Genomic DNA, 25402 nt, shown 5'->3' on the forward strand with positions numbered 1-25402 from the left:
GTTTAACTGATACCCTATGAAAATAGATTTCACTATCATTTTAACCCCATCAATGTTGTAACCTAGCGCGCTCTAATATTCTTATTTGAATATTTTTGAAAGAATTTCTAGAAAATATAGCTGTTTAGTTAGCAAGTTGTTAGCGTAAAAATTCTCTATATCGTTAGGAGTCTCGCAGCGTGTTCAGGAAATTCTGTTTCGGGTTGCTCATTGCTACTTCATTTATTACTTTCGCTAAAAATCCACTTCAATTAGGTAAAGGCTTAAGAACCGCAGATCCGTCCGGTCATGTGTGGGAAGATGGAAGAATGTATCTGTACACGTCTCATGACCTTGAGTGCCAAGAAGATTTCTGGATGAAGGATTGGTACACCTTTTCGTCTGACGATTTAGTAAATTGGACCAATCATGGGCCGAGCTTGTCAGTTGATGATATTTCATGGGCAGATAACTATGCGTGGGCTCCTGATGCGGCATATAAGAATGGGAAGTATTATTTGGTTTTTCCCGCTGGTACAGGTCACAAAGACAGAGTAAACCCAGAAAACAGCACAAAGTGGATGGGAATTGGTATAGCTGAAAGTGATTCGCCTACAGGACCTTTCAAAGACGAAATAGGCAAGCCATTATGGAGTGAGCCCTATGCTAATGATCCTAGTTTATTTATTGACGACGACGGAAAGGCGTATTTGTATGTTCATGCCCAAGGCTTCGATTATCACGTGGTAGAAATGTCTGATGACATGCGCGGTATTAAAGGAACGCTAGAAAAAATGGACATGGGGGGATACGAGCCAAAAATGGAAGGTCCTTGGGTATTTAAGCGCAATGATCTTTACTACTTTACCATGCCTGAAAACAACCGCGTGCTTACCTACTATACGAGTACATCTCCAAAAGGCCCTTGGACATATCAGGGTAAATTTATGGAGCAAGAAGCTAACAGTAATAATCACCACTCTATTGTTCAATATAAAGGACAATGGATTTTATTTTATCATCGATGGCTGGATATAGATTCGGCATGTGGGCGACAGCGGCATGTCGCAGCCGAATACCTTTTCTTTAACAGTGATGGCAGAATAAAGCCAGCTATCAGAACACAAGATGATGTTGCCGATTTTGCTGAAAGGGCAGAAAACAATCAACCGGTGTCACCAAAACCAAACTAAAAAAGACCTATTTGAAAAATCGTAATCGAGTTCTTCGTTACTCATCCACATCCAGGTCATCAACGAGTATCGCGGCGATTTAAATTAGAACGTAAACATCGACATCGCGGGCAGTGGTTACCGTAATGTCTGACTAAGAGAAAATTTGAATACAATGACCTTTTCAGAGCGTATTTTCAACAATACGCTTGAGCTGAGCCCACTCGTCTTCTGACATGTACTTTTTCGCGAAATTGACGAACTCACCAGATTGATAAAGTGACGCTAGAACATCATTAAAAGCGTTGAGAAAAGCGCGGCTCCCTTCTAAATCATTACACATTAAATGGCCTGCTTCATAAGCGGGGATACCGGCAATTCCATAGCTGCGTAAGTTTTCCATCTCCGTGATACTCCTCATAATGCTGGGGTAAGATAGATAAAAGTCTACTCGGCCTTTGGACAACATTTCGAGCATTGAGAAATAAGGATCGATACCGTGTCTGATATACAGGCTATCGCGAGGAATATTCGCGATAATATCATCTAAGAAATCTCCGTATGAATGGTCAGCGCCTAGAAGTAAAGTGTATTCTGATGAAGATACCAACATGTCCACTAAATCTATGACGTTTCCACTGCTGTCGAGAAATTTTTGATTAAGAGGCTTACTACTTTTGTGCTGATAAAGTCGTCGGTTGAAAAAGAAATCTGTGGGGTGACTAAACACATAAACCTTTTTTCTGACCGCTGTCTTTAACCTTTGCGGAACGCACATAGGATCTTCTCCAGACATTAGCGTAGCGATACGTTCATGAGGAGCAAACAGCAATTTGTCTACGGATAATTGAGTAAGAACCTTGTTGTAGACTTCTTCGGGAAAATTTCTAGGGGGGGTATTATGCGCAATGACATCGAACATATTTTTAGTGTCGGTTACAATGGTCACTGCTAAACTCAGGGGCGAACAACCGAGTGTTATTAGTAGCCAAGCCCAAAAGAACAACTTAAGCATCATCCTTTTTTACCACTCAAATTTGGAAACCAAAATAGCACCGTCTCTAAGCATTTTTACTTCTCGCTAATTTAACATTAAATAGAGGCTCAAAGTGCCCAACGTCTTGCGTATTGCATCCTGACAATTTTATGTTTTTTAAAAGTTTATTATACCTTATGTGAACTTGACTAACTTCTCAAATATAAATTACCAAATATCACTTTATGCTTATTCAACAGCTTTTGGGGCAAAAAATATGGTCGCTATAGGCTAGTTAATAGTACAGCTTTTTATTAGCCGCGCCATTAATAAGTAGGGGGCTATTGACACTGACGGCGTTTTCAAGCCTGAGTATTTAAGCGTGAATATAGGGAGTTCAATAATCTGCTGCTTTTCAGGTGGAAAAACGCTTTACAGGAAGTAATCGCAGTACCTAACACGAAATAGCCAGCATTGATTTAGCTATGTAATTAAATATATAAGAGCAAATGATGACAAGCACAGCTTAGTCGCAAAAGTGCTTATAGCATGAATTGCCATCAGTATTAATCTTCGTTACTGATCATTTTTCGCACCCGAGCGTCTGATTGTTTAATCATATCGCCTATTAACGACGTTTCAGGCATATTTTTCCAATACTTCTTAGGCATTTGATTAAGCATTGCATTTGTCTTAATGCGAGCGGGGTTAAATATATTTGCATAATAGGTCAACCAGTACTTTTCAATTCGGTCTTCATCGGGAGCTGCACTTGAATCTGGATTATCTTCTAGTACAAGGGTTTCAGTATCCCAATGAGCAGCACGATAGGGAGTCAAAATGGACCACCGCATGTTCTTAAAGCGGGTTTGGAAGAAACTGAGGTTAATCTCTAAACTAAAGTGCTCTGGTTCATACCATGCAACGAAATGCTCTTGGCCCGCCAATTTTACTTCTCTAAATCTCAAAAACGCACTCATTTTATATGCATCACGTTTGACTGCTTTCGCCATGGCATAGAGCTGAATTACATCTCCGTCAGTTTTCAACTGAATTAGTTTTTTGTTTTCGTAAACAACACGCCACAACACCCGGTAACACAGTGAAAATTTACTATCATCTGTATGACACAATGCGTATTTTATAAGCGTTAAGACTGGTTTAGGGATAGTATGGTTACGTTGTACCTTTTTTTTCTCAGCGTTTTCTCCCATGTCACCAAAAAGGTCTTCTTGTAAGGTATGTACGCTTTTCCAAATAATATCTTCAGGCGCTATGTGTTGAGATAAGCATTCGCGAGATGCTTCTCGCCATTCATCAAAACCAGGTACCGAAGTAATTGCAATAGATTTCATTTTAATACCGCTTTTACACTACTTTTAATACAACCTATGCGATTAGCACATTTACGCGCTGAATAACTCGAACTGTTTAGGCTCCTTAAACTGAAGTTCGAAATTATTGCTATCGAGTAAATGTATATCGGGGAAGTAATCTCCCACTTTGACAAATGGCTTTAACTTCTTGAGTGGAAGGCGCATCTTTGTGAGGTCAACCCAATTTAATTTTGTATTGCGTCTGATAGACAAGATTTTTTGTACCGTGCGCGCTCCAAGGCCGGGCACGCGCAATAGAAGCTGCTTATCCGCTGTATTGAGATCAATCGGAAATATGTGACGATTTCGCAAAGCCCATGAGAGCTTAGGGTCGTAGTCCATGTCTAACATGTCATCTTGCAAGATTTCATCCAAGCCGAAACCATAGAAACGCAAAAGCCAATCAGCCTGATAAAGACGGTGCTCCCTTAGTAATGGCGCAGGTTTAAGTGGCAAAACGTCTGAAGCATCAGGAATAGGGGAAAAAGCAGAATAGTAAACTCGGCGTAGCTTTTGTTGGCTATATAACTTAACGCTTGTTCCTAATATCGTTTTATCGTTCGAACCATCGGCTCCAATGATCATCTGCGTAGATTGGCCGCCTGGTGCAAAACGAGGAGGGCGTTTTCCCGAATATGTTTGATCAACTTTATGTTCTGCAATTTTGTCTTTTAGCACATTCATCGAGTCGTGAATATTGCTAAGATCTTTTTCAGGTGCATACCTGTTTAACGAAGACTGAGTTGGCATCTCTACGTTAATACTGAGCCTATCTGCATACAAGCCAGCTTCGGCTTGTAATTCTGATGACGCGTTCGGAATGGTTTTTAGGTGTATATATCCTTTAAACCCGTGGTCTAGCCTTAAGGATTTCGCAATACGAACCATGCTTTCCATGGTTATATCGGGAGAACCAACAATACCTGAGCTTAAAAACAAACCTTCAATGTAATTACGTTTATAAAAATTCAGGGTTAAATCTATCGTTTCCTTCACAGTAAACCGAGCACGTTGAACGTTGCTGGATACTCTATTGATGCAATAATGACAATCGTAAATACAATAGTTGGTCATCAGAATCTTTAACAAAGAAACGCATCGACCATCAGGTGTGAAGCTATGGCATATTCCCGAGCCACCGGTAAGAGAACCTATACCGCTTTTATCGGTTTTACCCGGTTGACGTTTTCCTGCTGAACCACTTGCGCATGAAGCGTCATATTTTGCTGCATCGGACAGGATTTCGAGTTTTTGTATCAGTCTATCATGCATCGCAGATGATAATTTCCTATAAGCAATCACAATCAAACAGCTCATTAGAACCCCCATTCTTTTTAAACGGAAGTAACAAACTACGTTAAAGCATGTATAAATATACAGTTGTAAGGGTGAAGTTGCAAAAGGGGGGGAGCGAAATTTTAATGTAAAAAAACTATAGAGAGAAAACACCGCGTCTTAGCATAAACACATAGAGGTTGCAGGCGGTGTTGTTCCGCTTATTATTTGGAGTCGTTGTTTAAATAGATCGAGAAGTATTGCGGTTTGAAAAGCTGAGCCTAAAGGTACATTATAAAAAGCTCTCTGGTTAGAAAAATGCAAAAGATAAAATTTTAAAACCCTATATATTTAGAGAGCTCCTCTCTTAAGCTAGTGTATTTCTCTTTATAAGGTTGCTTGAGTGTCATGTCGTCAATCAATTTGAACAATCGCTTACATTCGTTGACGAGTTTCATTTCTGATTTACCTTCCTTAATTGCAATTTGCAGAAGACATTGAAGCAAATTGAGTGCAACGCCCGTATTTACAGGGGCAAAACCTTGAGCTAGGGCAAACGAGGCTTTTGCTCGCTCGTAATCTTGATTTTGATAGTGCTGTATGCCTTCCCGGTTAAACTGTTGATAACTTGCTAAACTCTTTCGAGTGTTTAACGCCTGTGCATTGAGCATGTTTAAACTGTTTTGGTCGAGTTCCTCTTGTCTTGAGGTTAAAAGTTCACCTAACTGTAATGCATCATCAAATTCTCCTAACTTGTACATAACGTTTATGCTGTCAGGAATAAATGCAGTAGGAACCTCGGTGTACTTTTCGTTAAGAAGCGTTTGTGACGTAGTTAGGTGACGTTTAGCATCAATCAGTTTACCGTCAATAGCGCTAATTCTAGCATTCACGATTGTACCAAAAATATCTACGTCAAAATCTCGGTCTATTTTTTGAAGGTGCTCATCAAACTTTCCTCGTTGCAACGTAAGTAATGCTTCTTGTTGAAACTTATTGCGTTGCCGTTTATCGTCTGCAAACTCTGCAACGTCTAACAGGCTGCGAATAATACCGCACCAGTGCAAACTGGTTTGATGAACGGTTCGTTTAGATAAATCCCAAATCGCATGGCTTGAGTTGGCCGCGAGCACTAAATCACCGTTCTGTCTACCTATATCACAAGCTTTAAAATGCCTGGGTATAGAGTAGGGGGAGAGCTTAATTGCTTCTTTTATTGAATCTAAGGCTTCCTCGCCTGCCGACATGGCCTGATGAGCTTGTGCAAGAATATCGTGTGCATCAGCATTGAATCGGTTGCGCTTTAGTGTCCTTTTGGCAATTGATATCGCTTTTTCATGTTCCTTTAAAAGCAAGTAGGTTTTTCCAATTGCTATTTGTGCCCACAGCACCGGTTGTTTATCAATATAATCACTTAGCACATCTAACGCTTTATGTGGCTGCTCAATGCGCCAATAGAGTTCCACTAATAGCTGTTCACAGTGCCCTTTATAATGGGAAGGTGCGTCTAGTAACGCTTCAATATGATCGATAGCACTATTTAATTCACCCTGTTCAATAAAATTCAACGCTTTTTGAAGAAACTGTCGTTTTTGCCATGCGCGAACAATACGAGACTTCAGCTGTACTTGAGAAAAGGGTTTAATGAGAAAATCGTCTGGTCGGCGCTCAATACTGCCTAAAACTACAGGCCGAGCACTGTCGGCACTAATTAGTATGAACACTGAAGTTGGACTGATGAGCCTGCGAATGCGCAACTCTTCAATGAGCTCATAGCCGGTTTTATTGTCAGCCCCTAAGTGTAAATCACAAATAACAATATCGAACTTGTGTTTTCTACACAGCGATACCGCTTGTTCGGCAGACGACTTTGTGACTACGTCAGACGCGCCCATTGAATGCATTAACCCTTTTAGAAGAAGAAGGAAAGGACGTTGATCTTCAACAATCAGTACTTGTTTGTTGCTAAATTGCATTTCACATCCATGAGTAAGCGCGCGAATATTGTATAAGAGTATATCTAATTTTTAATAATAAGCTTAAGAAAAACATTGTCTTGCCGAAAACATAATATGGAAAGATATAAATAACAATGAATGTCATCTGATACAGCTATAGTGAACGAACAGACACCTATTGACCCCAGTATTTACTGGGAGCGTAGTGGTGTGCTTGCTCGCGCTTCGGCACAGGGCGCGATATTCTCTTTGTACCTGGCCATGCAGCAACACAGTGTGGCTGAGCCGTTCGAAATTGAAGCGATAACTTCAGATACTGAAAATAAGAATAGCATTGAAGAGCAGCTAGCATCGTTAAATCATTATAGGCGCCCATCGTTAGCGATAAATGAAGGCGATTGGGACAGGATACATGTTTTGTCTACGTTAGTCTCTCAAGACTATACAACGGCTAGGTTATACTTAAGCATGAATCCCACACCGCTATCACAGACTGATAATGCAAAACGATTACCTAATGAGGTGCTAGATAACTGTAGCTTGGCAACACAAAAGCGGTTAAAAAAACACTATGCAAACACCGTAAAGGAAGACAATACGCTGTTTTATGATATTCTCGCGTCGCGAGACGAAAATAGAAATAGAGAACAAAATAACCCACAAGGCTCCACATCCTTTGAAAATACTGCCTAGCGCGTGTTAATAGTCCTATTGGCGTGCCCTCGTTAATTATATCCACCCTAGTTTTTACCACTCTTTTTTGTTATATTGCGCGCCGCATTTTTGCACTGGTCTTACGCTCCAATCAGCAAAGGTTAAAATATGTCTAAATATATTGTATGCGCAATGTATAAGTTCGTTGCGCTTGAAAACTTCAAAGAAATTCGCCAGCCGCTTCTAGAAACCATGGAAGCTAATGGTATCAAAGGTACACTTCTTCTTGCCCACGAAGGCATCAACGGTACCGTTTCTGGCACTCGAGAGGGCATCGACGCGTTGCTCGCGTACTTAAATAGCGATGAACGCATCAATCCTATTTCTTATAAAGAGTCGCTTCACGATGAACAGCCGTTCTATCGCACTAAGGTGAAACTTAAAAAAGAAATTGTGACAATGGGCGTAGAAGGTATCGACCCGCGCAAAACCGTAGGTACCTATGTTAAACCTAAAGACTGGAATGCATTGATTAGCGACCCAGACGTGACGGTAATTGATACACGCAACGGTTATGAAATTGAAATTGGTACGTTCAAAAATGCTATCGACCCTAAAACGGACACGTTTCGCGAGTTTCCTGAATACGTAGCGAAAGAGCTTGACCCGTCAAAAAACAAAAAGGTAGCGATGTTCTGTACAGGTGGAATACGCTGTGAAAAGTCTACAGCTTATTTGAAAGAGCAGGGGTTTGACGAGGTTTATCACTTAGAAGGCGGCATACTGCAGTATCTCGAAGATGTACCGAAAGAAGAGTCATTGTGGGAAGGCGATTGCTTTGTATTTGATAATCGCGTTGCAGTAAACCATGACTTAGAGAAGAGTCAATACGAGCAGTGTTATGCCTGCAGACTTCCTATTACTGAAGAAGATAAGCAAAGCGATAAGTATGAGCCTGGCGTAAGCTGTCCACACTGCTTTGGTACGCATACTGAAGAGCAAATAGCACGCTTTAGAGAACGTGAAAAGCAAGTTCAATTGGCCAAAGAGCGCCAACAAGAGCACGTAGGCACCGAAGCGCGTTTGACTATGGAACAAAAGCGTAAAGAAAAAGCAGAAGCTCAACGTTTACGCGCACTTAAAGCAAAAGAAAATCAAGCGTAGACAGCTAGAAAGAAGGGCGTTACACTCGTGTTTATTGCAGTTGAAAAAAGGAATGCGAGTGAGCACTCAACTTTCAGAATCTAAAATTGAAGAAATTAGAAAAGACTTCAGCTTTTTTGATCGTGATGGTAACGGCCAAATCGATTTGCCGGAGTTCATTGAGCTTCTAACCGTTATTTCACCAAAAACGAAAGCGAGCCACGTACATGAAGGTTTTAAGCTTATCGATAGTAACGACGACGGTTACATTGACTTTGAAGAGTTTTTGGAGTGGTGGCAAGAAGGATGGTGGGAATACTAATTTTATAATTGGTAAAACGCATCGATCATTGAATTTTTTCTACGCTTTGCTAAGTGTATGAGTTTATAACTAAGCCGCGCGAAAGAATAAGTGAAAACGAGTGCCTCCAGGCACTCGTTTTTTTATGTCTTGAATGGCGCTTAAGGCTTCACTGAATCTTGTCGCCTAGTCTTTCTAATAAGAATTTGAATGAAATACGCCATTATATCGGCGTTTATCATCTCGCTTCCAAAACTCTATGGCAGGAACTTGGTTTTCCCATACATCAGTTGCATTCCATGTGTACTCGTTCTTATATCGCAATAGGAAAAGCTCGGAGTCGTAATGGCTGTCTTCTCTGCATTCTTCAAAGAAGAGATTGGACTTTTTAGAAATGATTAATTCAGTTTGGCTTAAAAACTGAATTTGTCTGCGCGTGATAATTTTGCATATTGGTTCATCAACATTATCAGGATATAAAGACGACACAATTGCTTTCTCTATTTGCCCTGATTCTTGTTGAATGACATATAAACCAGAGCCTAAAGGAAAACGGCCTACCATGTTCAAAAATGCAGTCACATGTTCTGCACGGTAATGCTTGTCGACTCGACCCTGATCTAAAATATCGTAGGCTCGATAAATTTGTTGATAATCAAAATCTTCCTTTGTAGAAAGCAAAAATGATGCGTAGGTCATAGGAATTCGCAGTAAATCGCCTAATTCATGACGCTCTGCTTTCAGCGATTCCAGTATTTGAAGCATGAAATCGAGCTGTCTTCTTTCATGGCTATCGAACACATCTTTGTGCGCTCTACTGACGTATTTAATGGTTGGGACGCCCACACCTAGCTTAATGTAATCAGCCGTTTTCTTTTCGATGATAGCTAATAGTTTTGTTCGTTCTTTATGATTGAGTTTGCGATAGCGATCATCACCCAGTAGTTGGCTAGCTTCAGGACTATGCATGCCTATTGATTGCAGCAATGCCGCTTTTGCGATGGGCTTCAATACGTTTTCACGATAAGCCATTTTAATGTCGGCAGGCATTGGGTTAAATGTGAGATTACTTGCACCATTCAAACCTTTATCGACCATCAGACTAAAACGCTCACCTTTGGGAAATAGCTTGTCGAGTTCCTCTTTTAAATACTGTGTTACAAAAGTGGACTTTAGGCGCAACTCTTCAAACAAAGCAATGGTTAACGCCGTAATATAAATCGGCTTGTAACGCTCATTTCTGATGTGCCTCACTTTTTCTTTTGGCGACGGTGTTGAAAGTGCAATGGTACCTAAAAATTGGCTAAACGTTCTTTCACCGTTAAGTAGGTTGAGCATGTAATCAGTAAGTTGGTCTAGATGCTCATAGCGCTCGTTACTTTTCACGCGCAGCTCGTCTTCTAACGCGCGCAGTTCGTTGTCACATTGTGTTTGCTGAGCTACCAAACGCGCCATGTAACGCTGAACAGAAGGTTGGCCTTTTATCGAAGGGTATTTTCCTTTATCCTTTCGATAATTCTCTATGTACTCAATTTGACCTTGGTAAGTTTTCACCTTCCGTTTGAGCGCGTTAAGTTGACGGTAGTTCTGTGGGTAGTCCTCGAAAAACACTTCTGCATCTTTAACGAGCTCAAGATAACTTTTTCGATACTCTGATATTTTGCGTGAAATGTCACTCACCATAGTGGGAATTTGAGACAGTTTTTCCTCCGCCCACGAAGGTTTATTGTTTTTTGATTTGCTATCAATCAACATCTATATTCACACTTTTAATTCAGTGATCGTTTCCGTCACTCGTTATTATTGGCAGTCTACGATATTAATGTTCACTATTAGTAAGCACGTGAAGTATCCAAGTAAGACTAAAGCTCTTCATCGTTCAGAATAAACACAATATTTGGATAATTCAATAGGTTAGGTGAATACAATATTGTTCGCTTGTATAGCATCGCTTGTTTTGACAGGTGGGCTCTAACTTCCGTTCCTGTATAGAGTCTTCTTATGCGAGAATACAAAATTGGTATCTATTAAAAGCAAACGAAGCTGTATGTGGTTTACCAATCGGCCCTGTATCTTTTATTAGCTTTAGCAGCTTCCACTTCTAACGGTGCGTCATCGTATCCATACTGTGCCATATCGAAAAAATGTTGGGTAACAACTTCACCTAAACTGGCTCGCTCAATTTGTAACACATGTACTAATTCATGGGCTAATTTAGGTCTATTGAGCTTAAAATCTTTGCGAGCGTAAATTGAATAGCCAAAAACTTGTGCGTTGTTTATGATGCCTTCGCCAACAAGACCCACGGTCTCGCCAAAAACTTTCAAGGCAAAATTTTCGTAGGGGTAGGGTACTTCATCGACATAAACAACTCTAACTTTTGCTGGGTATTTGATGCCTATCTTTGCTGCTAGCGCCATTTCTTTTTCGTTCAACGGCGTACCTATTTCCAAACCTTTTTTATCTGTTTCATGCGCCCAGTTTATATATTGTGGTAGCAAAACACTGGCTATTACTTTTTCATAAAAAAATACCAGAAATATAATCATGACAACCAGTGTTAAAGAAACAAGCTTAAACAATTTCATGTTTTTAAAATCCATTTTAAAAAGGCTTAGATAGTCTTGAAAACTATCGGGATAAATCCATAAATCAGAAGGTTAACTGCTTCTTATATCTACACATTAAAGCACATACCGAAGAGTATAAAAAGAACTTGAACGTAAGAAAATGAGCATTAAAACGGAGGGGGCCGTTGTTTACCGCTAAACAAAGCATAGATTAGCGGCAACAAAGGTTACTCACCGAACAATAATTATCTACTCGTCATCATTCGACGGCGTCTGTCTCGGTTTTCGTTTTATAGGAGCCATGCCAACATCCTCACCAGACATCGTATCTACACGTTTATTTGCGCCATGTTTTGCTGGCTTTACTACACGCTTCTTACCATTTTGAGCGTTTGCTTTTTTGGCCACTTTTTTCTTCGGCGTAAACCCTTTAAATGATGCCGAAAATTCGTTGTGCGCCGAACATTCTAGAGCATATTGAAGGTGGTTCTTTAGCCCTTCGAAACTGTTCCAATCGCGAGGACCAATTAGCGAGAAAGCTTCACCTTTTTGACCTGCTCGTCCTGTACGACCAATGCGATGAATATATTCATCTGCATTTTTGGGAAGGTCGAAGTTAACGACTAACCCCACCTTAGACAGATCCAGTCCGCGAGATGCAAGATCTGTGGTAACCAGAATACTGTGTTGACCGCGTGCGAATGCACTCATAACCGCCGCACGTTGATTCTGTAACATATCACCACGAAGGGCAATGGCTTCTAAGTTCTGTGCGTTCAATAGGGTTGCAATTCTGTCAGTGTCTTCACGGGTGGCTGTAAAAACAATAGCTTGGTTGTATGTACGATTGATCAGTTCATACTGCAAAATTTGGTCTTTGTTATCAACGTTGTCAGCAAAAAAACAGTGTTGAACGATGTCACCATGTTCTGCCGTCGAATCACCTACAGCCACACGCACTGCGCTTTTGGTGAGCTGGGTCGTCATATGCTTAAGCTCAATGTTATCGAGCGTGGCAGAAAACAGCATGGTTTGGCGTTTTCTGTGATCAGCATAATCATTAATCATTTTAAGCTGCGCAGAAAAACCCAAATCTAACATACGGTCGGCTTCATCAAAAATAAGCAACTCTAAACCGTTTAAATATACACTTTTATCTAAAAGGTGGTCAGCTACACGACCTGCGGTACCTACAATAATATGTGGGTTCCTACGAAGGGCTTTAACCTGGTCGTTATAGTTCTCACCACCGACGATGAGTGAGCAAGTAAGATTCAAACCCGTACACATTGATTTTGCTTCAATGAAAACTTGTTTGGCTAGTTCGCGGGTTGGTGCAAGAATAAGTGCACGTGGGTCTTGTCGGCTAAGCGCTTTTTGCGACATTAGCCTATTAATAGCTGGCACTAAAAAGGCGAAGGTTTTACCTGACCCAGTTTTTGATGACGCAATAATATCCTTGCCCTGAATTGCAGGCAGCATAGTGCGCTCTTGAATTTCGGTTAGCGTCGAAATGTTTTTTGTTTCGAGCTTTGAAATAATTTTGTGGTGAACTGGTAAATCAGTAACTAGCAAGAACGGGTAACCTTATTAAAATAACATTCGGGCGCATTATCCCTTAATGCACGTTTCATTTAAAGGTTTATTGGGACAGGCTTAAATATTTGCGAACTGAACGCATGTGCTTATGGCGCTAGCGACTAACAAGCAAAAAACAACGTTAAAGTTTAAGCGTGAGGAGACTAAACCACTCGCGCCTACCCCAAAATAGCGTTGGCAACGGGTAAGCGCGACTCGACTAAGCATAATTAAACGTGATGGCTAAAGACGCATTTCTGTAACATCTTCCGGAATGACAAGCTTTCCTCCGGTTTTCTCTTTTATTTCGTCCACGCTTACACCTGGTGCACGCTCTTGCAGAACAAAAGCGCCACCTTCAACACATAGTACTGCTAAGTCAGTAATTATGCGTGTGATACAGTTCACACCGGTTAACGGTAATGAGCATTTGCTAAGCAGCTTAGGGTTACCATGTTTGTCGGTATGGGTCATGGTAACGATTATGTTTTTTGCGCCGGCAACTAAGTCCATGGCGCCGCCCATACCTTTAACTAATTTACCTGGTATCATCCAAGAAGCAATATTGCCCGATACATCAACTTCAAATGCACCAAGTACAGTGAAATCTACGTGACCGCCTCGGATCATAGCGAAGCTTTCAGCGCTGCTAAAGATTGACGCACCCGTTATGGCCGTTACTGTCTCTTTACCTGCGTTTATCATGTCAGCGTCAATTTCACTTTCAGTCGGGTAACGCCCCATACCCAACAGGCCATTTTCTGACTGCAACATTACGCTAATATCATCGGGTACATAATTAGCCGCCAGGGTAGGGATGCCTATGCCCAAATTTACGTAGTCACCATCTTTGAATTCTTGTGCTACGCGCATTGCTATTTGTTCTCTACTAAGCATTACACTGATTCCTTGCTAACGACTCGACGCTCAATACGTTTTTCGAATGAACCTTGAATGACTCTGTTTACATAGATGCCTGGAGTATGGATTTCGCTCGGGTTCAACTCGCCAGGCGCTACAATTTCTTCCGCTTCTACAACAGTGATTTTGCCAGCCGTAGCCGCCATAGGATTGAAGTTTTGCGCGGTATAGCGATAAATACAGTTTCCGAAAGTATCTGCTTTCCATGCTTTGACAATGGCAAAGTCTCCAGTGATGGCGTGTTCAAGAATGTACGGGCGACCGTTGAATTCTTTTACCTCTTTACCTTCGCCGACCGGCGTGCCGTAACCTGTTGCGGTATAAAATGCGGGGATACCGGCACCACCAGCACGCATCTTTTCGGCCAGCGTACCTTGTGGCGTAAGCTCCACTTCTAGTTCGCCATCAAGCAACTGCTTTTCAAATAGCGCATTTTCGCCAACATAAGAAGACACCATTTTCACTATTTGTTTGTCTTCAAGTAAAAGCCCTAAGCCAAAACCATCTACGCCACAATTATTTGAAACGACAGTAAGGCCGGTCGTCCCCATTTTTTTTATTTGTGCTATAAGACCTTCTGGTATTCCGCATAAGCCAAATCCTCCCGCAATGACTGTCATACCATCTTCTAGTCCAGCCATGGCTTCGTTGTACGAGGATACAACTTTGTTAAACCCTGCCATTCTTTATCTCCAATGATTTTGTTAAAAATAAGTATCAAGGTTGTTGTGTTATTTGTAAAATCGAATTAATCTTCCAATTAATAAATAATGTTTATCAATAGTTGGAGCCATACACATAAGCTTATGGATGTTTCTTATCGTCAAATAAAGGCATTTGTAGAAGTGGCCAAATCTTCAACTTTTGCTGAAGCCGCGGTTAACTTACACTTAACTCAGCCAGCACTTTCATCTGCTATTAAGAAAATGGAAGAGCAATTGGGCGGTAAACTGTTTCAACGTAACACACGCAATGTAAGCTTAACGCCAGAGGGCGAGGTTTTATTTCCAAATGCTTTAAGGCTGCTACATGATTGGGACAACACTTTCTCTGACATTCAAAATCTATTTGCTATGGCGAAGGGAAAGCTTACGGTATGCGCTATGCCGTCATTTGCAGAGTCTCACCTACCGGATATCTTGTCAGTTTTTCACCAACGTATTCCAAACGTAAACTTACGAATAGTCGATGTAGTGATGGAGCAGGTCATCCATGAAGTGACGACTGGTCGCAGCGAAATCGGCTTTTCATTTGAACCAGAGCGTAAAGATGGTTTAGTGTTTAAAAGTTTGTTTGCTGATGAATTTGTTGCGGTGGCCAACCAAACGCTATCATCTCACTTTGTTAACGATTTACATTGGAAAGACTGCCAACAACTTCCGTTAGTAATGATGAATAGGGGATCTGCAGTGCGCCAATGGACCCAATCGAAGCTGGCACAGTATGGCGAGCTAAATATTATTGCTGAAACGGGCCAACTCTCTACGATCGGCAAGCTTATTCAAAATGGTTTAGGCATATCTATCATGCCAGCTATTTGTAAGGCTCAAATGGAAAGCTTGGGGCTAGTGGCCAAAGAAATTTGTGATGAGCCACTTGTAAAAAATATTGGAATAATCAGACATGCGCGAAAAGGTCTGTCGTTACCCGCTCAGTCCATGTGGGACTTGGCGGTTGCGCATTATGCGTGAGCCACAATGCGCACTGTTTAATAACCGTTGCGACTTACCACTTTTTCTTCGGCGCGAATAACTCGTCCAACTCGTCTCTCTCTTCCTCCTGTTTCTTAGCACGATCTTTTTCGTTCACGCTCTTAAGATTACTTTGTATTTCGTGTAGCAATTCATTGAGGTAAGCGAGTTTTGACGTAGAATAATCGTCTTGTTGGTTTTGATTTTCTAGTGCGTTTTTTGCTTTCTCAAAGTACTGCCTTGCTGATCCAAGCATATTCGTTTGAAGAGCAGCGCGGCCACGTTTTATCAGTGTTTCTACGTTCACTTTTACCTGCAAACGTTCAAGCTGTTTATCTTCTTCCATGAACACTTTTGAATCGATTTGCCCTTTGCTATATTCAGAACGAAGAATAATGCGTAATTTTTTAACGGCCTGAATATACTGAATAATCATCTTATCGCTGTCAGGTAGCGAAAAGTCACTAACAGTGCCGCTGTTGTCTGAAAGCGCTGCGGCCGTCGCTTGTTCACAGCTTGAAATCCGTTGCTTTAAATCCGCTGTACTAGATAACTCATTCATTACTTTCAAGGCATTGAGAATGCGGTTGTGAAGTATTCCCATAATGCGAGATGAAACCGGCATGTTTACACAGGCGCTGATAACGTTTTCAGTTTCGTCAACAATCGTACGTTGCTTGGCGAGTTCTGTTCTGCGCTCAGCTTCCTGCTTTTGACGATGTTGTTGCATTGCATTGATGAAGATAGCTGCGATTAGCAACACAACAATTAATATAATAATAATCACGTACATGCGTGTGTTTCCGTCTGTTTTTTATTTTTTATAACGTTAACGTATTACTACGTGCGAGCGTTACTTTATGTATTACCCAATGTTATCGGTCAATCTTACGGTATTTTCACTTCAAATACACTTCCACCGAGACTTCCACCATTTGAAAGAGCGATTGAGCCAAATTTTCCCCCTTGCGAATGTGCGTTTGCTATTAACTTAGCAAAAAATAATCCCAGGCCAGTTCGCCCTTGACTCAATTCAAAGTCACGAAGTTTTTCGTGGCTTTTTAATAGCATAGCTTGGGGGTAGCCATGACCGTCATCTTCGACTTGGATCGTCATGAATTCATTTTCGTCGACATTCGCGCTTACAAGTATTTTAGATGTGCCATAACGCATAGCGTTAATAATTACATCGTTCAATAACAAATAAATTAATTCACTGTCTAAATACCAATTGAGGTCATCGTCAATAGCTACACTGATCTCAATATTCTTTTGAGATACGTATAACGCATTAGAGCCCACAACATCCTCAACCAGGTCTTTAATGAAACTTTCATCGACAGTAATTGGCAAACTTTCTAGTTCTGCTCGGTATAAAGAGAGTATTTGGACCAGGTTTGTATTGAGCCTAGATGCTTCATAATGGACACTTGCGACCTGTTCTCTGGCCTTCTCGTCTTGAGGGGAAAGTGTATCGCTTAGCGTTTCAATAGATTGAATAAGCAAAAACAGTGAGTTTTTCATGTCGTGTACTGCGGCTGCTAATACCGAAGAAAAATCGATTGTAGATGTTACTTGTTTACTGCTACTCATTGTCTATTAAACACCGTGCTTTTTAACCACCTATCCATAATGTAGAAGAAAACGGACAAAGGCGAATAATTACCACTCGAAAATATAAAAATTCAATTATTTTCAACTTTATAATGCCAATTTAGTAATAGCAACTAGTAAAAAGAGGTGGTTTTGGTTATAACGAACAAAGTATAGTGTCAGTCTATCGCATAAATCGGTGTAAAATATGAAGCTACAGCAACTACGGTATATTGTAGAAGTCCTTAACAACAATTTGAATGTGTCGGCAACAGCAGAAAGTTTATATACCTCACAGCCAGGTATTAGTAAACAAGTTCGTATGTTGGAAGATGAACTAGGCGTTCAGATTTTTGGCCGTAGTGGCAAGCATTTAACCCATGTCACAGACGCGGGTAACGATGTAATTAATATCGCCCGGGAAATTCTGGCGAAAGTAGAAAGCATAAAAGCGGTAGCTAGGGAACATACGCTTCCAGACCAAGGTAAGCTCAATATCGCGACTACCCATACGCAAGCCCGCTATGCGTTACCCGATGTGATTCAAGGATTTATGAGCAAATACCCAAAAGTTTCTCTACACATGCACCAGGGTACGCCTTCTCAAATTAGTGACTTAGCTGCTAAAGGTGAAGCTGATTTTGCTATCGCCACCGAAGCGCTTCACCTTTACAACGATTTGGTCATGCTTCCATGCTATCACTGGAACCGAAGCGTCATCGTAAATAAGGACCATCCACTGTCGAAAAAGGGCACCATTGATATTTCAGATATTGCTAAATATCCATTAGTCACCTACGTTTTCGGTTTTACAGGGCGCTCTGAGTTAGATCAAGCGTTCGAAAGAGCAGGACTAACGCCCAAAATTGTGTTTACAGCAACAGATGCAGACGTTATAAAAACCTATGTTCGCCTAGGTGTAGGTATTGGCGTTATAGCGTCGATGGCGGTAAGTGAAGAGTTAGATGATGATCTTGTTAAAATAGATGCAAGCCACCTGTTCGATTACAGCACCACAAAAATTGGTTTCAGAAAAGGGTCGTTCTTAAGAAGTTATATGTACGACTTTATTGAGCGTTTTGCACCTCACCTGACTAAGGACAAGGTTGAGAAGGCTATGATGCTGAAAAATAATGAAGAGGTGGAAAAAATGTTTAAAGGCGTAACGCTTCCTGTAAAGTAAACGCGGCGCTCAATGAAACCCTTGATGAGTTCTGGTATACGCTGACACTTTTTTGTTAAAAAGGGGTTATCAGCCCCTTTTTAACTTAACACCATGTCAATTACGAATGAGCCGCTAACATTCGATAATATTTACTGCGAGTCCGCCTCTCGCCGTCTCTTTATATTTCGTTTTCATATCATTACCAGTATCACGCATGGTCTTAATGACCTTATCAAGCGATACTTTTTGATCACCAGTTCCGCGTAGCGCGAGTCGCGATGCATTAATAGCTTTAATGGCGCCCATGGCATTACGCTCAATACATGGAACCTGAACAAGACCACCTACAGGATCGCAAGTAAGACCAAGATTGTGCTCCATACCGATTTCAGCGGCATTTTCAACCGATGCAGCTGTACCCCCCATAATTTCTGCAAGGGCACCTGCTGCCATTGAACAAGCAACGCCAACTTCACCTTGGCAACCTACTTCAGCACCAGAAATCGACGCATTTTCTTTATAAAGAATACCGATAGCACCTGCGGTGAGAAGGAAACGGCTCGCTACCTCTTCATCAACAGGTCGAATAAATTTATCTACGTACTGAAGAACAGCCGGAATAATCCCCGCTGCACCATTTGTCGGCGCGGTAACAACACGGCCGCCAGCCGCGTTTTCTTCATTTACGGCTAAAGCAAACAAGTTTACCCAATCCATAGTTTGCATTGGGTCGTTGGTATGCTCAGTTTGAAGGCGGCGGTATAAGCCTGGTGCGCGTCGAACAACTTTCAAACCGCCGGGTAAAATGCCTTCGCTTTCAATACCGCGCTGTATACAAGCTTTCATTACCATCCAAATGCTGTGAAGCTGTTGCTTCACTTCGTGTTTAGGTCTGAATGTTGATTCATTACGTAACATCAAAGAACTGATGCTTAAGCCGTTCGTTTTACACAACGTAAGAAGGTCACCTGCTGTTTTGAAAGGGAAGGGCACTGAAGCCTGAAGACTAGCAGCATGCGCTTTGGTCGCATCGAAGTCTTCGTCTTTAATAATGAAGCCACCACCAATACTGTAGTAGGTTTGCTGTTTAACAATCTCATCTCTTGCGTACGCATAGAACGTTAAAGCATTTGCATGCTTTGGAAGCGTTTTACGGCGGTGAAACACAATGGCATTTTTGTTGGGAAAGCGCACCAATTTCTGATTGTTGAGGCTGAGCTTTTCAGTGTTATGTATTTCCTCAAGTTTTGCCTCGATACTGTCTACGTCAATAGCATCTGGCAACTCTCCCAGTAGGCCAAGAATAACGGCTTTTCCAGTGCCGTGGCCAATACCTGTTTGGCCAAGTGAGCCAAACAACTCAACCTTTACGCTATCTACAGATTCGAAAAGCGCAGTATCCTCAGCAAGTTCAGAAACAAACTCGGCGCCCGCTTTCATGGGACCTACGGTGTGCGAACTTGATGGACCGATGCCCACGCTGAACATATCAAATACACTAATCATAAACTTTCAAAATTAAAACAAAATAATAATGTGATCATGCATCCGCCATGTGAAAACCACAATACAGAAAAGCTAATATAGGGATTAGTTTTGCTAATATGCTGTAAAGTTTACTTTATAGTGAAGGCAAAAGTGGTTTGGTAGAAAATAATAATAAGGATTAAGGGTGAATATGATGGGAAAGGTTTCGCAACATCGCCGCCGTTGCTCCCCAAATCATGCGGCTTTTCCACGGTATAAAATAAATAGGAAAGGCTTTTTTGTCACGATGTGTGGTATGAACTAAGTGATTTTTTCTATTTAATACGTGCGCTAGCGGCACTTCAAAAGCACTCTCTACTTCATTTTTATCAATAACCGGCGTAAAGTCAGGGGCCACGAAGCCAACAACAGGCGCAATTTCATAACCACTAATTGTTCGGTATTTTGGCAGCATTCCCACTACTTCAACGTAACTGGCGGGCAACCCAACTTCTTCCTCCGCTTCGCGAAGCGCAGCATCGAAAAAGGAATTGTCAGTATCATCAACCGCACCGCCAGGAAAACTTATTTGGCCAGGGTGGTGCTTGAGGTGGTGAGCTCGCTCTGTAAGCAATAATTGAAGCGAATTGCCATAATCTATCAGTGGAATCAGAACCGCAGCGGGCCTGCCTGTTTTCCTCAAAGGAAAATCTGGCTCGATGAGCGGCTGCCTTAAATGATGAAACTGTGATAGAAATTCGTTCTTTGTCATTACTGTATATTCACAACCGAATTGATTACCCTGTCAGTGACCTTACTGCAAATGCTATTGATTAATAGATTCAAGTACCGGAAGTATTTTAGACACTTTATCAAGGGTCTCTTGATACTCCTCGCTTGGAACCGAATCTAGCACAATACCACCACCTGCCCAGCAATGTAACTTATGGTTTTCAGCCAAAACGGTTCTTATACAAATACTCGAATCCATATCTTCACGAAAGCCCATATAAAACACGCTGCCACAGTAAATATTGCGGCGATGTGGCTCAAGTTCATCAATAACTTCCATGGCACGTATTTTAGGTGCTCCAGTTATAGAACCACCGGGAAATGCCGATGCAAGTAATTCTAAGGGCGATGAAGCCTTATTTAATTCGCCCGTTACTGTACTTACTAAATGGTGGACGGCTTCATAGCTTTCAAGCGCAAAAAGTGCAGGTACCTTCACCGAATGTGGCCGACAATGCTTAGAAATGTCGTTGCGTAGAAGATCAACAATCATAAGGTTTTCTGCACGGTCCTTTTCTGCGACAAGCAGACTTTGCGCGCTTTCAGCATCTTTTACTTTGTCTTTGAAACGAGGGCGGGTTCCTTTGATGGGTTTAGTTTCTACAAAGCCATTCTTAACGCGTAAAAACCTTTCTGGCGAAATGGACGCAATACTGCCTTGGGGAAGATTAAAAAAAGCAGAAAACGGCGCTTGGTTTTGATCGCGTAGCTCACAATAAGCTTGCCAAAGGTTACCTTCAAAGCCTGCACTAAAGCGCTGCGCCATGTTCACTTGATAGCAATCGCCTGCGCGCAAGTAGGCGTGTATTCTATCTAAACAAGCTTCATAGGCGTCTTTCGACAAATTTGATTCAAATTGAGATGTTAGCTTAAAAGGAGTTGATGAACTTTGGTTTTCGAATGAAGAGAAAACATGATCTAGTGGGCGGTTATCAGCAGAGCAATAGTAAATATACCCTGTTTGTGTGTCTTCAATAAACGAGCAAAGATAAAGGCCGACTGCGAAATCAGGTGTGTTGTAGTCGTCTTTAGCAATGTTGGGCATTGTTTCATAAAATCGGCCAGTGTCATACCCAGCCATACCTGCTACACCAACAATAAAAGGGAGGTGTGCGGTATCAAAACTGGCGTGCAATTTCACATTTGATACGCGTGCATATAATTTGGCTTGAACCGCCTCAAAGGGGGGTAAAGCAAGCGCTTGACGTGTTGAGTTTTGTACATCTATAAGTTCAACTGTGCCGCCTTTAGCTTCTATAACCATGGTTGGGGAAAAGGCCATAATGTTAAAACGGCCTTCGCTTTTCGACGAGCCTGAAGTATCTAATAAAATCGAATAAGGTAGGGCAGATACGCGTTCAAACAAAGCGTTAAAGACAGGTGCATTTTGCTGCCAGTTTATTGGTATTGCATTGACTAACGCCTCTGGGGTGTAACGGGAAATATGAACGTGAATGGTGTCTGCGTTTGACATAGGTATTTTCTGAACTTCTTTTTATCATGGGCGTTTTGCGCTTGTAATAAGCGAAATTTGCCTTTTATTTCTTACAGGTACTAATAAACAAGGACTATTTGCAGATAGCGTCAGGCTAGCTGTTTAGGTATTCCACTTACATAGTTTCTAAAAATAACTGGAATTATCCTCAAGCACATGGTTTTACTTGGTGCGTTGTCACTAGATGCGCTAGTATACGCTTTTTTAGTTAGCTAAGACCACGAAAGCCAAATAAAAAGAGGATGCCATGACCGTTATCCGTCAACAAGACTTCATTGACAGCATTGAAGATGCCCTGCAATTCATTTCTTATTATCACCCCCTTGATTACGTGAAAGCCGTAGAAGAGGCCTATAAAAAAGAACAAAGCCAAGCCGCAAAAGACGCGATGGCACAAATTCTTATTAATTCGCGTATGTCGGCAGAGGGTAAACGCCCCTTGTGCCAAGACACGGGCATTGTGACGTGTTTTGTTAAAGTTGGTATGGGTGTTACGTGGGACAAGACTGACATGACCGTTCAAGAAATGGTCGATGAAGGTACACGTCGTGCATATCTAAACCCAGATAACCCGCTACGGGCATCAATTGTTGCTGATCCTGCGGGCGCGCGTAAAAACACAAAAGACAATACGCCATCTGTTGTACACATCGACATGGTAGCGGGCGAGAAAATTGAAGTGATGATCGCCGCTAAAGGCGGTGGTTCAGAAAATAAATCTAAAATGGTAATGCTAAACCCAAGTGATGATATTGCGGATTGGGTAGTAAAAACATTGCCGACCATGGGTGCAGGCTGGTGTCCGCCAGGAATGCTGGGTATCGGTATTGGCGGTACTGCTGAAAAAGCAGCGGTACTTGCAAAAGAGAGCCTTATGGACCCTGTCGACATTCAAGAGCTTATTGAACGCGGCCCACAAAACACCGACGAAAAGCTTCGTTTAGAAATTTTTGACCGCGTTAACAAGCTTGGTATCGGTGCCCAAGGGCTAGGTGGTTTAACGACCGTTGTTGACGTTAAAATTAAGTCTCTACCTACTCATGCTGCGTCGAAGCCAGTTGCAATGATCCCTAACTGTGCAGCAACCCGTCATGCGCACTTCTATCTTGATGGTTCGGGCCCAGCGGAGTTAACGCCACCAAAACTAGAAGACTGGCCTGAAGTAACCTGGGAAGTGGGTGAAAACACCCGCCGCGTTAACCTTGATGAAGTAACCAAAGAAGATATCCAAGAGTGGCAAGTTGGAGAAACGGTATTACTTTCAGGAAAAATGCTTACGGGTCGTGATGCGGCGCACAAACGCATTCAAACCATGATGGAAAACGGTGAAGGGTTACCAGAAGGCGTTGACTTAACTAACCGTTTTATCTACTACGTAGGTCCGGTTGATGCGGTCGGTGACGAAGTAGTTGGTCCTGCTGGCCCAACAACGGCTACGCGTATGGATAAGTTTACCGACATGATGCTTGAGAAAACAGGCCTTATTGGCATGATTGGTAAAGCAGAACGTGGGCCAGCTACGGTTGACTCCATTGCTAAGCATAAGGCAGTTTACCTAATGGCAGTGGGTGGTGCAGCCTACCTTGTGTCAAAAGCAATTAAGAAATCTCGCGTTGTTGCGTTTGAAGATTTAGGTATGGAAGCAATTTACGAGTTCGACGTAGAAGATATGCCGGTAACCGTTGCCGTAGACAGCACGGGTGCCAATGCTCATAAAAATGGCCCAGCCATTTGGAAAGCAAAAATTGAAGAACTTGATGCCTCGCTTTCTAAATAAAGTTCAAGAAAGAAGTCTATACATTTAAGCGCTTTATTAAGCTGTTAAAACGGGTGTGAAAGCACCCGTTTCTATTTTTACACTTCAATCAATTTTACGTCTTATCTGCTCACTGCTTCACTTCTTGGTCATTCAACCAAAACACGAATTGGTATCTTTGCTTAATTTTGTTTATAGTGCTGTACAAAATAACAGTATGAATCTGCACTATGTTAACCAACTTCATCACTAGCGAACCCATTGCTTTTTTAGTCACCTTTTTCAGCCTGTGTGCTTTTGCAGTCTTTTTGTTTGTCCGTGGCCAAGTTATTTCAGCAAAGTTGTCGCAAATTACCCATTATAGTAACCAATTAGAAAATGAGCTGAATAACGAACGCATTACAAACGCCAAACTTCAAGCGCAAAATGAAGCTCACCAAGCAAGAATTCAAGCACTTCATGCCGCTCATGAAGATAAGTTGGCATCGATGAACGCATCGGAGCAGCGCCTGCAAACTCAATTTGAGAATCTAGCAAACCGCATATTTGAAGAAAAGCAGCAGCGTTACACTCAACAAACTAAACACAATATAGAAGCGGTGTTAGCACCGTTTAAAAATGAATTGGATGGTTTCAAGCGACAAATATCAGAGCAGCACATACGCGAGGGGCAGGAGCGAGCGTCTCTTAAGACCGAAATATTAAGTTTAAAGGCTCTGAATCAAAAAATAACCGAAGAGGCAACGGCACTAACCAACGCGCTTAAAGGCGACAATAAAAAACAAGGAAATTGGGGAGAAGTAGTGCTTGAACGTATCCTAAAGGAATCAGGTTTACGTGAGGGACACGAATTTGAAACACAAAAGTCAGCAACATCTGAACATGGTAAGCGTTTTCAGCCAGATGTCGTGGTGCACTTGCCGAATGACAAAGATGTGATTATTGATTCAAAGGTAAGTTTGGCCGCCTATGAACGGTATTACAATTGCGATGAAGAAACAGAAAAAGCACAATTTTTAAGTCAGCACGTGGCTTCAATAAAAGGACATATTAAGGGCTTGGGTGCAAAAGATTACCAAACACTAAAAGGCCTAAAAACACTCGATTACGTGTTGCTGTTTATTCCTATCGAGCCAGCCTTCTTGATAGCAATTGAAGAAGAGCCTGATTTAGTCACTATGGCGCTTAACCACAACATTATGCTGGTTAGTCCCACTAACTTGTTAGTCGCGCTTCGAACGATAAACAATATATGGCAGTACGAGTATCAAAATCAAAACGCGCAGCTTATCGCAGAACAAGCGGCCAAGCTGTATGATAAGTTCGTTGGTTTTGTATCTGATATGGAAAAAGTGGGTAAATCAATGGATTCCGCCCACGCTAACTATGAGCAAGCTATGAATAAACTAACCAGTGGGCGAGGAAACCTAGTTAGGCAAATAGAAAAATTCAGAGAATTGGGCGTCCAACCCAGTAAGCGCATGTCGCAGCACCTACAGCAACTTTCTCAAGACGATTAAAAAAAGGCCGCATTTGCGGC

Annotated in this window: 22 protein-coding genes; 8 read left to right on the top strand and 14 right to left on the bottom strand. The window is 41.7% G+C overall.

What is annotated here, in order from left to right:
* The first annotated feature begins 179 nt into the window (after positions 1 to 179).
* On the top strand, positions 180 to 1172 hold the full coding sequence (locus tag V7R42_RS12645) for a family 43 glycosylhydrolase (protein ID WP_334020625.1): 993 nt from the start codon (positions 180 to 182) through the stop codon (positions 1170 to 1172).
* A gap of 163 nt (positions 1173 to 1335) precedes the next feature.
* Here V7R42_RS12645 and V7R42_RS12650 read toward each other — a convergent pair whose 3' ends face one another.
* The 4 genes from V7R42_RS12650 to V7R42_RS12665 form a co-directional block, all read right to left on the bottom strand.
* Positions 1336 to 2100, bottom strand: a complete 765-nt coding sequence (locus tag V7R42_RS12650) for a transporter substrate-binding domain-containing protein (RefSeq protein ID WP_334020626.1) — start codon at positions 2098 to 2100, stop codon at positions 1336 to 1338.
* 593 nt (positions 2101 to 2693) lie between these two features.
* On the bottom strand, positions 2694 to 3482 hold the full coding sequence (locus V7R42_RS12655) for a TIGR03915 family putative DNA repair protein (RefSeq protein ID WP_334020627.1): 789 nt from the start codon (positions 3480 to 3482) through the stop codon (positions 2694 to 2696).
* Positions 3483 to 3533: 51 nt separating this feature from the next.
* Entirely contained in the window at positions 3534 to 4775 is a 1242-nt protein-coding gene (locus V7R42_RS12660; RefSeq protein WP_334020628.1) for a putative DNA modification/repair radical SAM protein, read from the bottom strand.
* A gap of 338 nt (positions 4776 to 5113) precedes the next feature.
* On the bottom strand, positions 5114 to 6754 hold the full coding sequence (locus V7R42_RS12665; protein ID WP_334020629.1) for a response regulator: 1641 nt from the start codon (positions 6752 to 6754) through the stop codon (positions 5114 to 5116).
* A gap of 120 nt (positions 6755 to 6874) precedes the next feature.
* On the opposite strand from V7R42_RS12665, the gene V7R42_RS12670 reads away from it, so the two are divergent.
* The 3 genes from V7R42_RS12670 (at position 6875) to V7R42_RS12680 (ending at position 8855) form a co-directional block, all read left to right on the top strand.
* Positions 6875 to 7429, top strand: coding sequence for a VC2046/SO_2500 family protein (locus V7R42_RS12670; RefSeq protein ID WP_334020630.1), 555 nt, complete (start codon positions 6875 to 6877; stop codon positions 7427 to 7429).
* 129 nt (positions 7430 to 7558) lie between these two features.
* Complete coding sequence (gene trhO, locus V7R42_RS12675) at positions 7559 to 8554, top strand: oxygen-dependent tRNA uridine(34) hydroxylase TrhO (RefSeq protein ID WP_334020631.1); 996 nt, start codon at positions 7559 to 7561, stop codon at positions 8552 to 8554.
* Positions 8555 to 8606: 52 nt separating this feature from the next.
* Positions 8607 to 8855 (top strand): EF-hand domain-containing protein, encoded by a 249-nt coding sequence (locus tag V7R42_RS12680; protein ID WP_334020632.1) that lies wholly within the window; start codon positions 8607 to 8609, stop codon positions 8853 to 8855.
* A gap of 174 nt (positions 8856 to 9029) precedes the next feature.
* Here V7R42_RS12680 and V7R42_RS12685 read toward each other — a convergent pair whose 3' ends face one another.
* From V7R42_RS12685 to V7R42_RS12705, 5 genes are all read right to left on the bottom strand, one after another.
* On the bottom strand, positions 9030 to 10589 hold the full coding sequence (locus V7R42_RS12685) for a hypothetical protein (RefSeq protein WP_334020633.1): 1560 nt from the start codon (positions 10587 to 10589) through the stop codon (positions 9030 to 9032).
* 299 nt (positions 10590 to 10888) lie between these two features.
* Positions 10889 to 11422, bottom strand: a complete 534-nt coding sequence (locus tag V7R42_RS12690; RefSeq protein ID WP_334020634.1) for a hypothetical protein — start codon at positions 11420 to 11422, stop codon at positions 10889 to 10891.
* Between the two features lie 231 nt (positions 11423 to 11653).
* Complete coding sequence (locus V7R42_RS12695; RefSeq protein ID WP_334020635.1) at positions 11654 to 12979, bottom strand: DEAD/DEAH box helicase; 1326 nt, start codon at positions 12977 to 12979, stop codon at positions 11654 to 11656.
* 246 nt (positions 12980 to 13225) lie between these two features.
* Positions 13226 to 13879 carry a CoA transferase subunit B gene (locus V7R42_RS12700; protein ID WP_334020636.1) on the bottom strand — a complete coding sequence of 218 codons (654 nt, stop codon included), beginning with the start codon at positions 13877 to 13879 and terminating at the stop codon, positions 13226 to 13228.
* Positions 13879 to 14586 carry a CoA transferase subunit A gene (locus tag V7R42_RS12705; protein WP_334020637.1) on the bottom strand — a complete coding sequence of 236 codons (708 nt, stop codon included), beginning with the start codon at positions 14584 to 14586 and terminating at the stop codon, positions 13879 to 13881. The genes V7R42_RS12700 and V7R42_RS12705 overlap by 1 nt, the downstream gene beginning before the upstream one ends.
* Before the next feature lie 123 nt (positions 14587 to 14709).
* Between V7R42_RS12705 and V7R42_RS12710 the strand changes: the two genes are divergently transcribed.
* Positions 14710 to 15594: a LysR family transcriptional regulator gene (locus V7R42_RS12710; protein ID WP_334020638.1), complete on the top strand. Its 885-nt coding sequence runs from the start codon at positions 14710 to 14712 to the stop codon at positions 15592 to 15594.
* 34 nt (positions 15595 to 15628) lie between these two features.
* On the opposite strand, the gene V7R42_RS12715 is transcribed toward V7R42_RS12710, so the two are convergent.
* Entirely contained in the window at positions 15629 to 16387 is a 759-nt protein-coding gene (locus V7R42_RS12715) for a hypothetical protein (RefSeq protein ID WP_334020639.1), read from the bottom strand.
* Positions 16388 to 16482: 95 nt separating this feature from the next.
* Positions 16483 to 17187, bottom strand: coding sequence for a sensor histidine kinase (locus V7R42_RS12720; RefSeq protein ID WP_334020640.1), 705 nt, complete (start codon positions 17185 to 17187; stop codon positions 16483 to 16485).
* Between the two features lie 208 nt (positions 17188 to 17395).
* Here V7R42_RS12720 and cysB point away from each other — a divergent pair, with 208 nt between their 5' ends.
* Positions 17396 to 18370, top strand: coding sequence for an HTH-type transcriptional regulator CysB (gene cysB / locus V7R42_RS12725; RefSeq protein ID WP_014949524.1), 975 nt, complete (start codon positions 17396 to 17398; stop codon positions 18368 to 18370).
* 114 nt (positions 18371 to 18484) lie between these two features.
* On the opposite strand, the gene V7R42_RS12730 is transcribed toward cysB, so the two are convergent.
* From V7R42_RS12730 to pabB, 3 genes are all read right to left on the bottom strand, one after another.
* Entirely contained in the window at positions 18485 to 19858 is a 1374-nt protein-coding gene (locus V7R42_RS12730; RefSeq protein WP_334020641.1) for an L-serine ammonia-lyase, read from the bottom strand.
* A 160-nt stretch (positions 19859 to 20018) separates the two neighbouring features.
* Positions 20019 to 20591, bottom strand: coding sequence for a CoA pyrophosphatase (locus V7R42_RS12735; RefSeq protein ID WP_334020642.1), 573 nt, complete (start codon positions 20589 to 20591; stop codon positions 20019 to 20021).
* 54 nt (positions 20592 to 20645) lie between these two features.
* The gene (pabB, locus tag V7R42_RS12740; protein WP_334020643.1) at positions 20646 to 22085 is read right to left on the bottom strand and encodes an aminodeoxychorismate synthase component I; all 1440 of its coding nucleotides are present in this window, start codon (positions 22083 to 22085) and stop codon (positions 20646 to 20648) included.
* Between the two features lie 268 nt (positions 22086 to 22353).
* Between pabB and V7R42_RS12745 the strand changes: the two genes are divergently transcribed.
* Positions 22354 to 23883, top strand: a complete 1530-nt coding sequence (locus V7R42_RS12745; protein ID WP_334020644.1) for a fumarate hydratase — start codon at positions 22354 to 22356, stop codon at positions 23881 to 23883.
* A 209-nt stretch (positions 23884 to 24092) separates the two neighbouring features.
* Positions 24093 to 25382: a DNA recombination protein RmuC gene (rmuC, locus tag V7R42_RS12750; protein ID WP_334020645.1), complete on the top strand. Its 1290-nt coding sequence runs from the start codon at positions 24093 to 24095 to the stop codon at positions 25380 to 25382.
* Positions 25383 to 25402: the final 20 nt, after the last annotated feature.

The organism is Alteromonas sp. S015 (assembly GCF_036864485.1).
GTDB lineage: Bacteria > Pseudomonadota > Gammaproteobacteria > Enterobacterales > Alteromonadaceae > Alteromonas.

Bases quoted from the DNA above. Each gene is read 5' to 3' on its own strand.
- V7R42_RS12720 (WP_334020640.1), bottom strand. From the start codon at position 17,187: ATGAGTAGCAGTAAACAAGTAACATCTACAATCGATTTTTCTTCGGTA.
- trhO (WP_334020631.1), top strand. From the start codon at position 7,559: ATGTCTAAATATATTGTATGCGCAATGTATAAGTTCGTTGCGCTTGAA.
- rmuC (WP_334020645.1), top strand. From the start codon at position 24,093: ATGTTAACCAACTTCATCACTAGCGAACCCATTGCTTTTTTAGTCACC.
- V7R42_RS12705 (WP_334020637.1), bottom strand. From the start codon at position 14,586: ATGGCAGGGTTTAACAAAGTTGTATCCTCGTACAACGAAGCCATGGCT.
- V7R42_RS12700 (WP_334020636.1), bottom strand. From the start codon at position 13,879: ATGCTTAGTAGAGAACAAATAGCAATGCGCGTAGCACAAGAATTCAAA.
- cysB (WP_014949524.1), top strand. From the start codon at position 17,396: ATGAAGCTACAGCAACTACGGTATATTGTAGAAGTCCTTAACAACAAT.
- pabB (WP_334020643.1), bottom strand. From the start codon at position 22,085: ATGTCAAACGCAGACACCATTCACGTTCATATTTCCCGTTACACCCCA.
- V7R42_RS12710 (WP_334020638.1), top strand. From the start codon at position 14,710: ATGGATGTTTCTTATCGTCAAATAAAGGCATTTGTAGAAGTGGCCAAA.
- V7R42_RS12670 (WP_334020630.1), top strand. From the start codon at position 6,875: ATGTCATCTGATACAGCTATAGTGAACGAACAGACACCTATTGACCCC.
- V7R42_RS12685 (WP_334020633.1), bottom strand. From the start codon at position 10,589: ATGTTGATTGATAGCAAATCAAAAAACAATAAACCTTCGTGGGCGGAG.
- V7R42_RS12660 (WP_334020628.1), bottom strand. From the start codon at position 4,775: ATGCATGATAGACTGATACAAAAACTCGAAATCCTGTCCGATGCAGCA.
- V7R42_RS12680 (WP_334020632.1), top strand. From the start codon at position 8,607: ATGCGAGTGAGCACTCAACTTTCAGAATCTAAAATTGAAGAAATTAGA.
- V7R42_RS12745 (WP_334020644.1), top strand. From the start codon at position 22,354: ATGACCGTTATCCGTCAACAAGACTTCATTGACAGCATTGAAGATGCC.
- V7R42_RS12690 (WP_334020634.1), bottom strand. From the start codon at position 11,422: ATGAAATTGTTTAAGCTTGTTTCTTTAACACTGGTTGTCATGATTATA.
- V7R42_RS12715 (WP_334020639.1), bottom strand. From the start codon at position 16,387: ATGTACGTGATTATTATTATATTAATTGTTGTGTTGCTAATCGCAGCT.
- V7R42_RS12655 (WP_334020627.1), bottom strand. From the start codon at position 3,482: ATGAAATCTATTGCAATTACTTCGGTACCTGGTTTTGATGAATGGCGA.
- V7R42_RS12730 (WP_334020641.1), bottom strand. From the start codon at position 19,858: ATGATTAGTGTATTTGATATGTTCAGCGTGGGCATCGGTCCATCAAGT.
- V7R42_RS12665 (WP_334020629.1), bottom strand. From the start codon at position 6,754: ATGCAATTTAGCAACAAACAAGTACTGATTGTTGAAGATCAACGTCCT.
- V7R42_RS12735 (WP_334020642.1), bottom strand. From the start codon at position 20,591: ATGACAAAGAACGAATTTCTATCACAGTTTCATCATTTAAGGCAGCCG.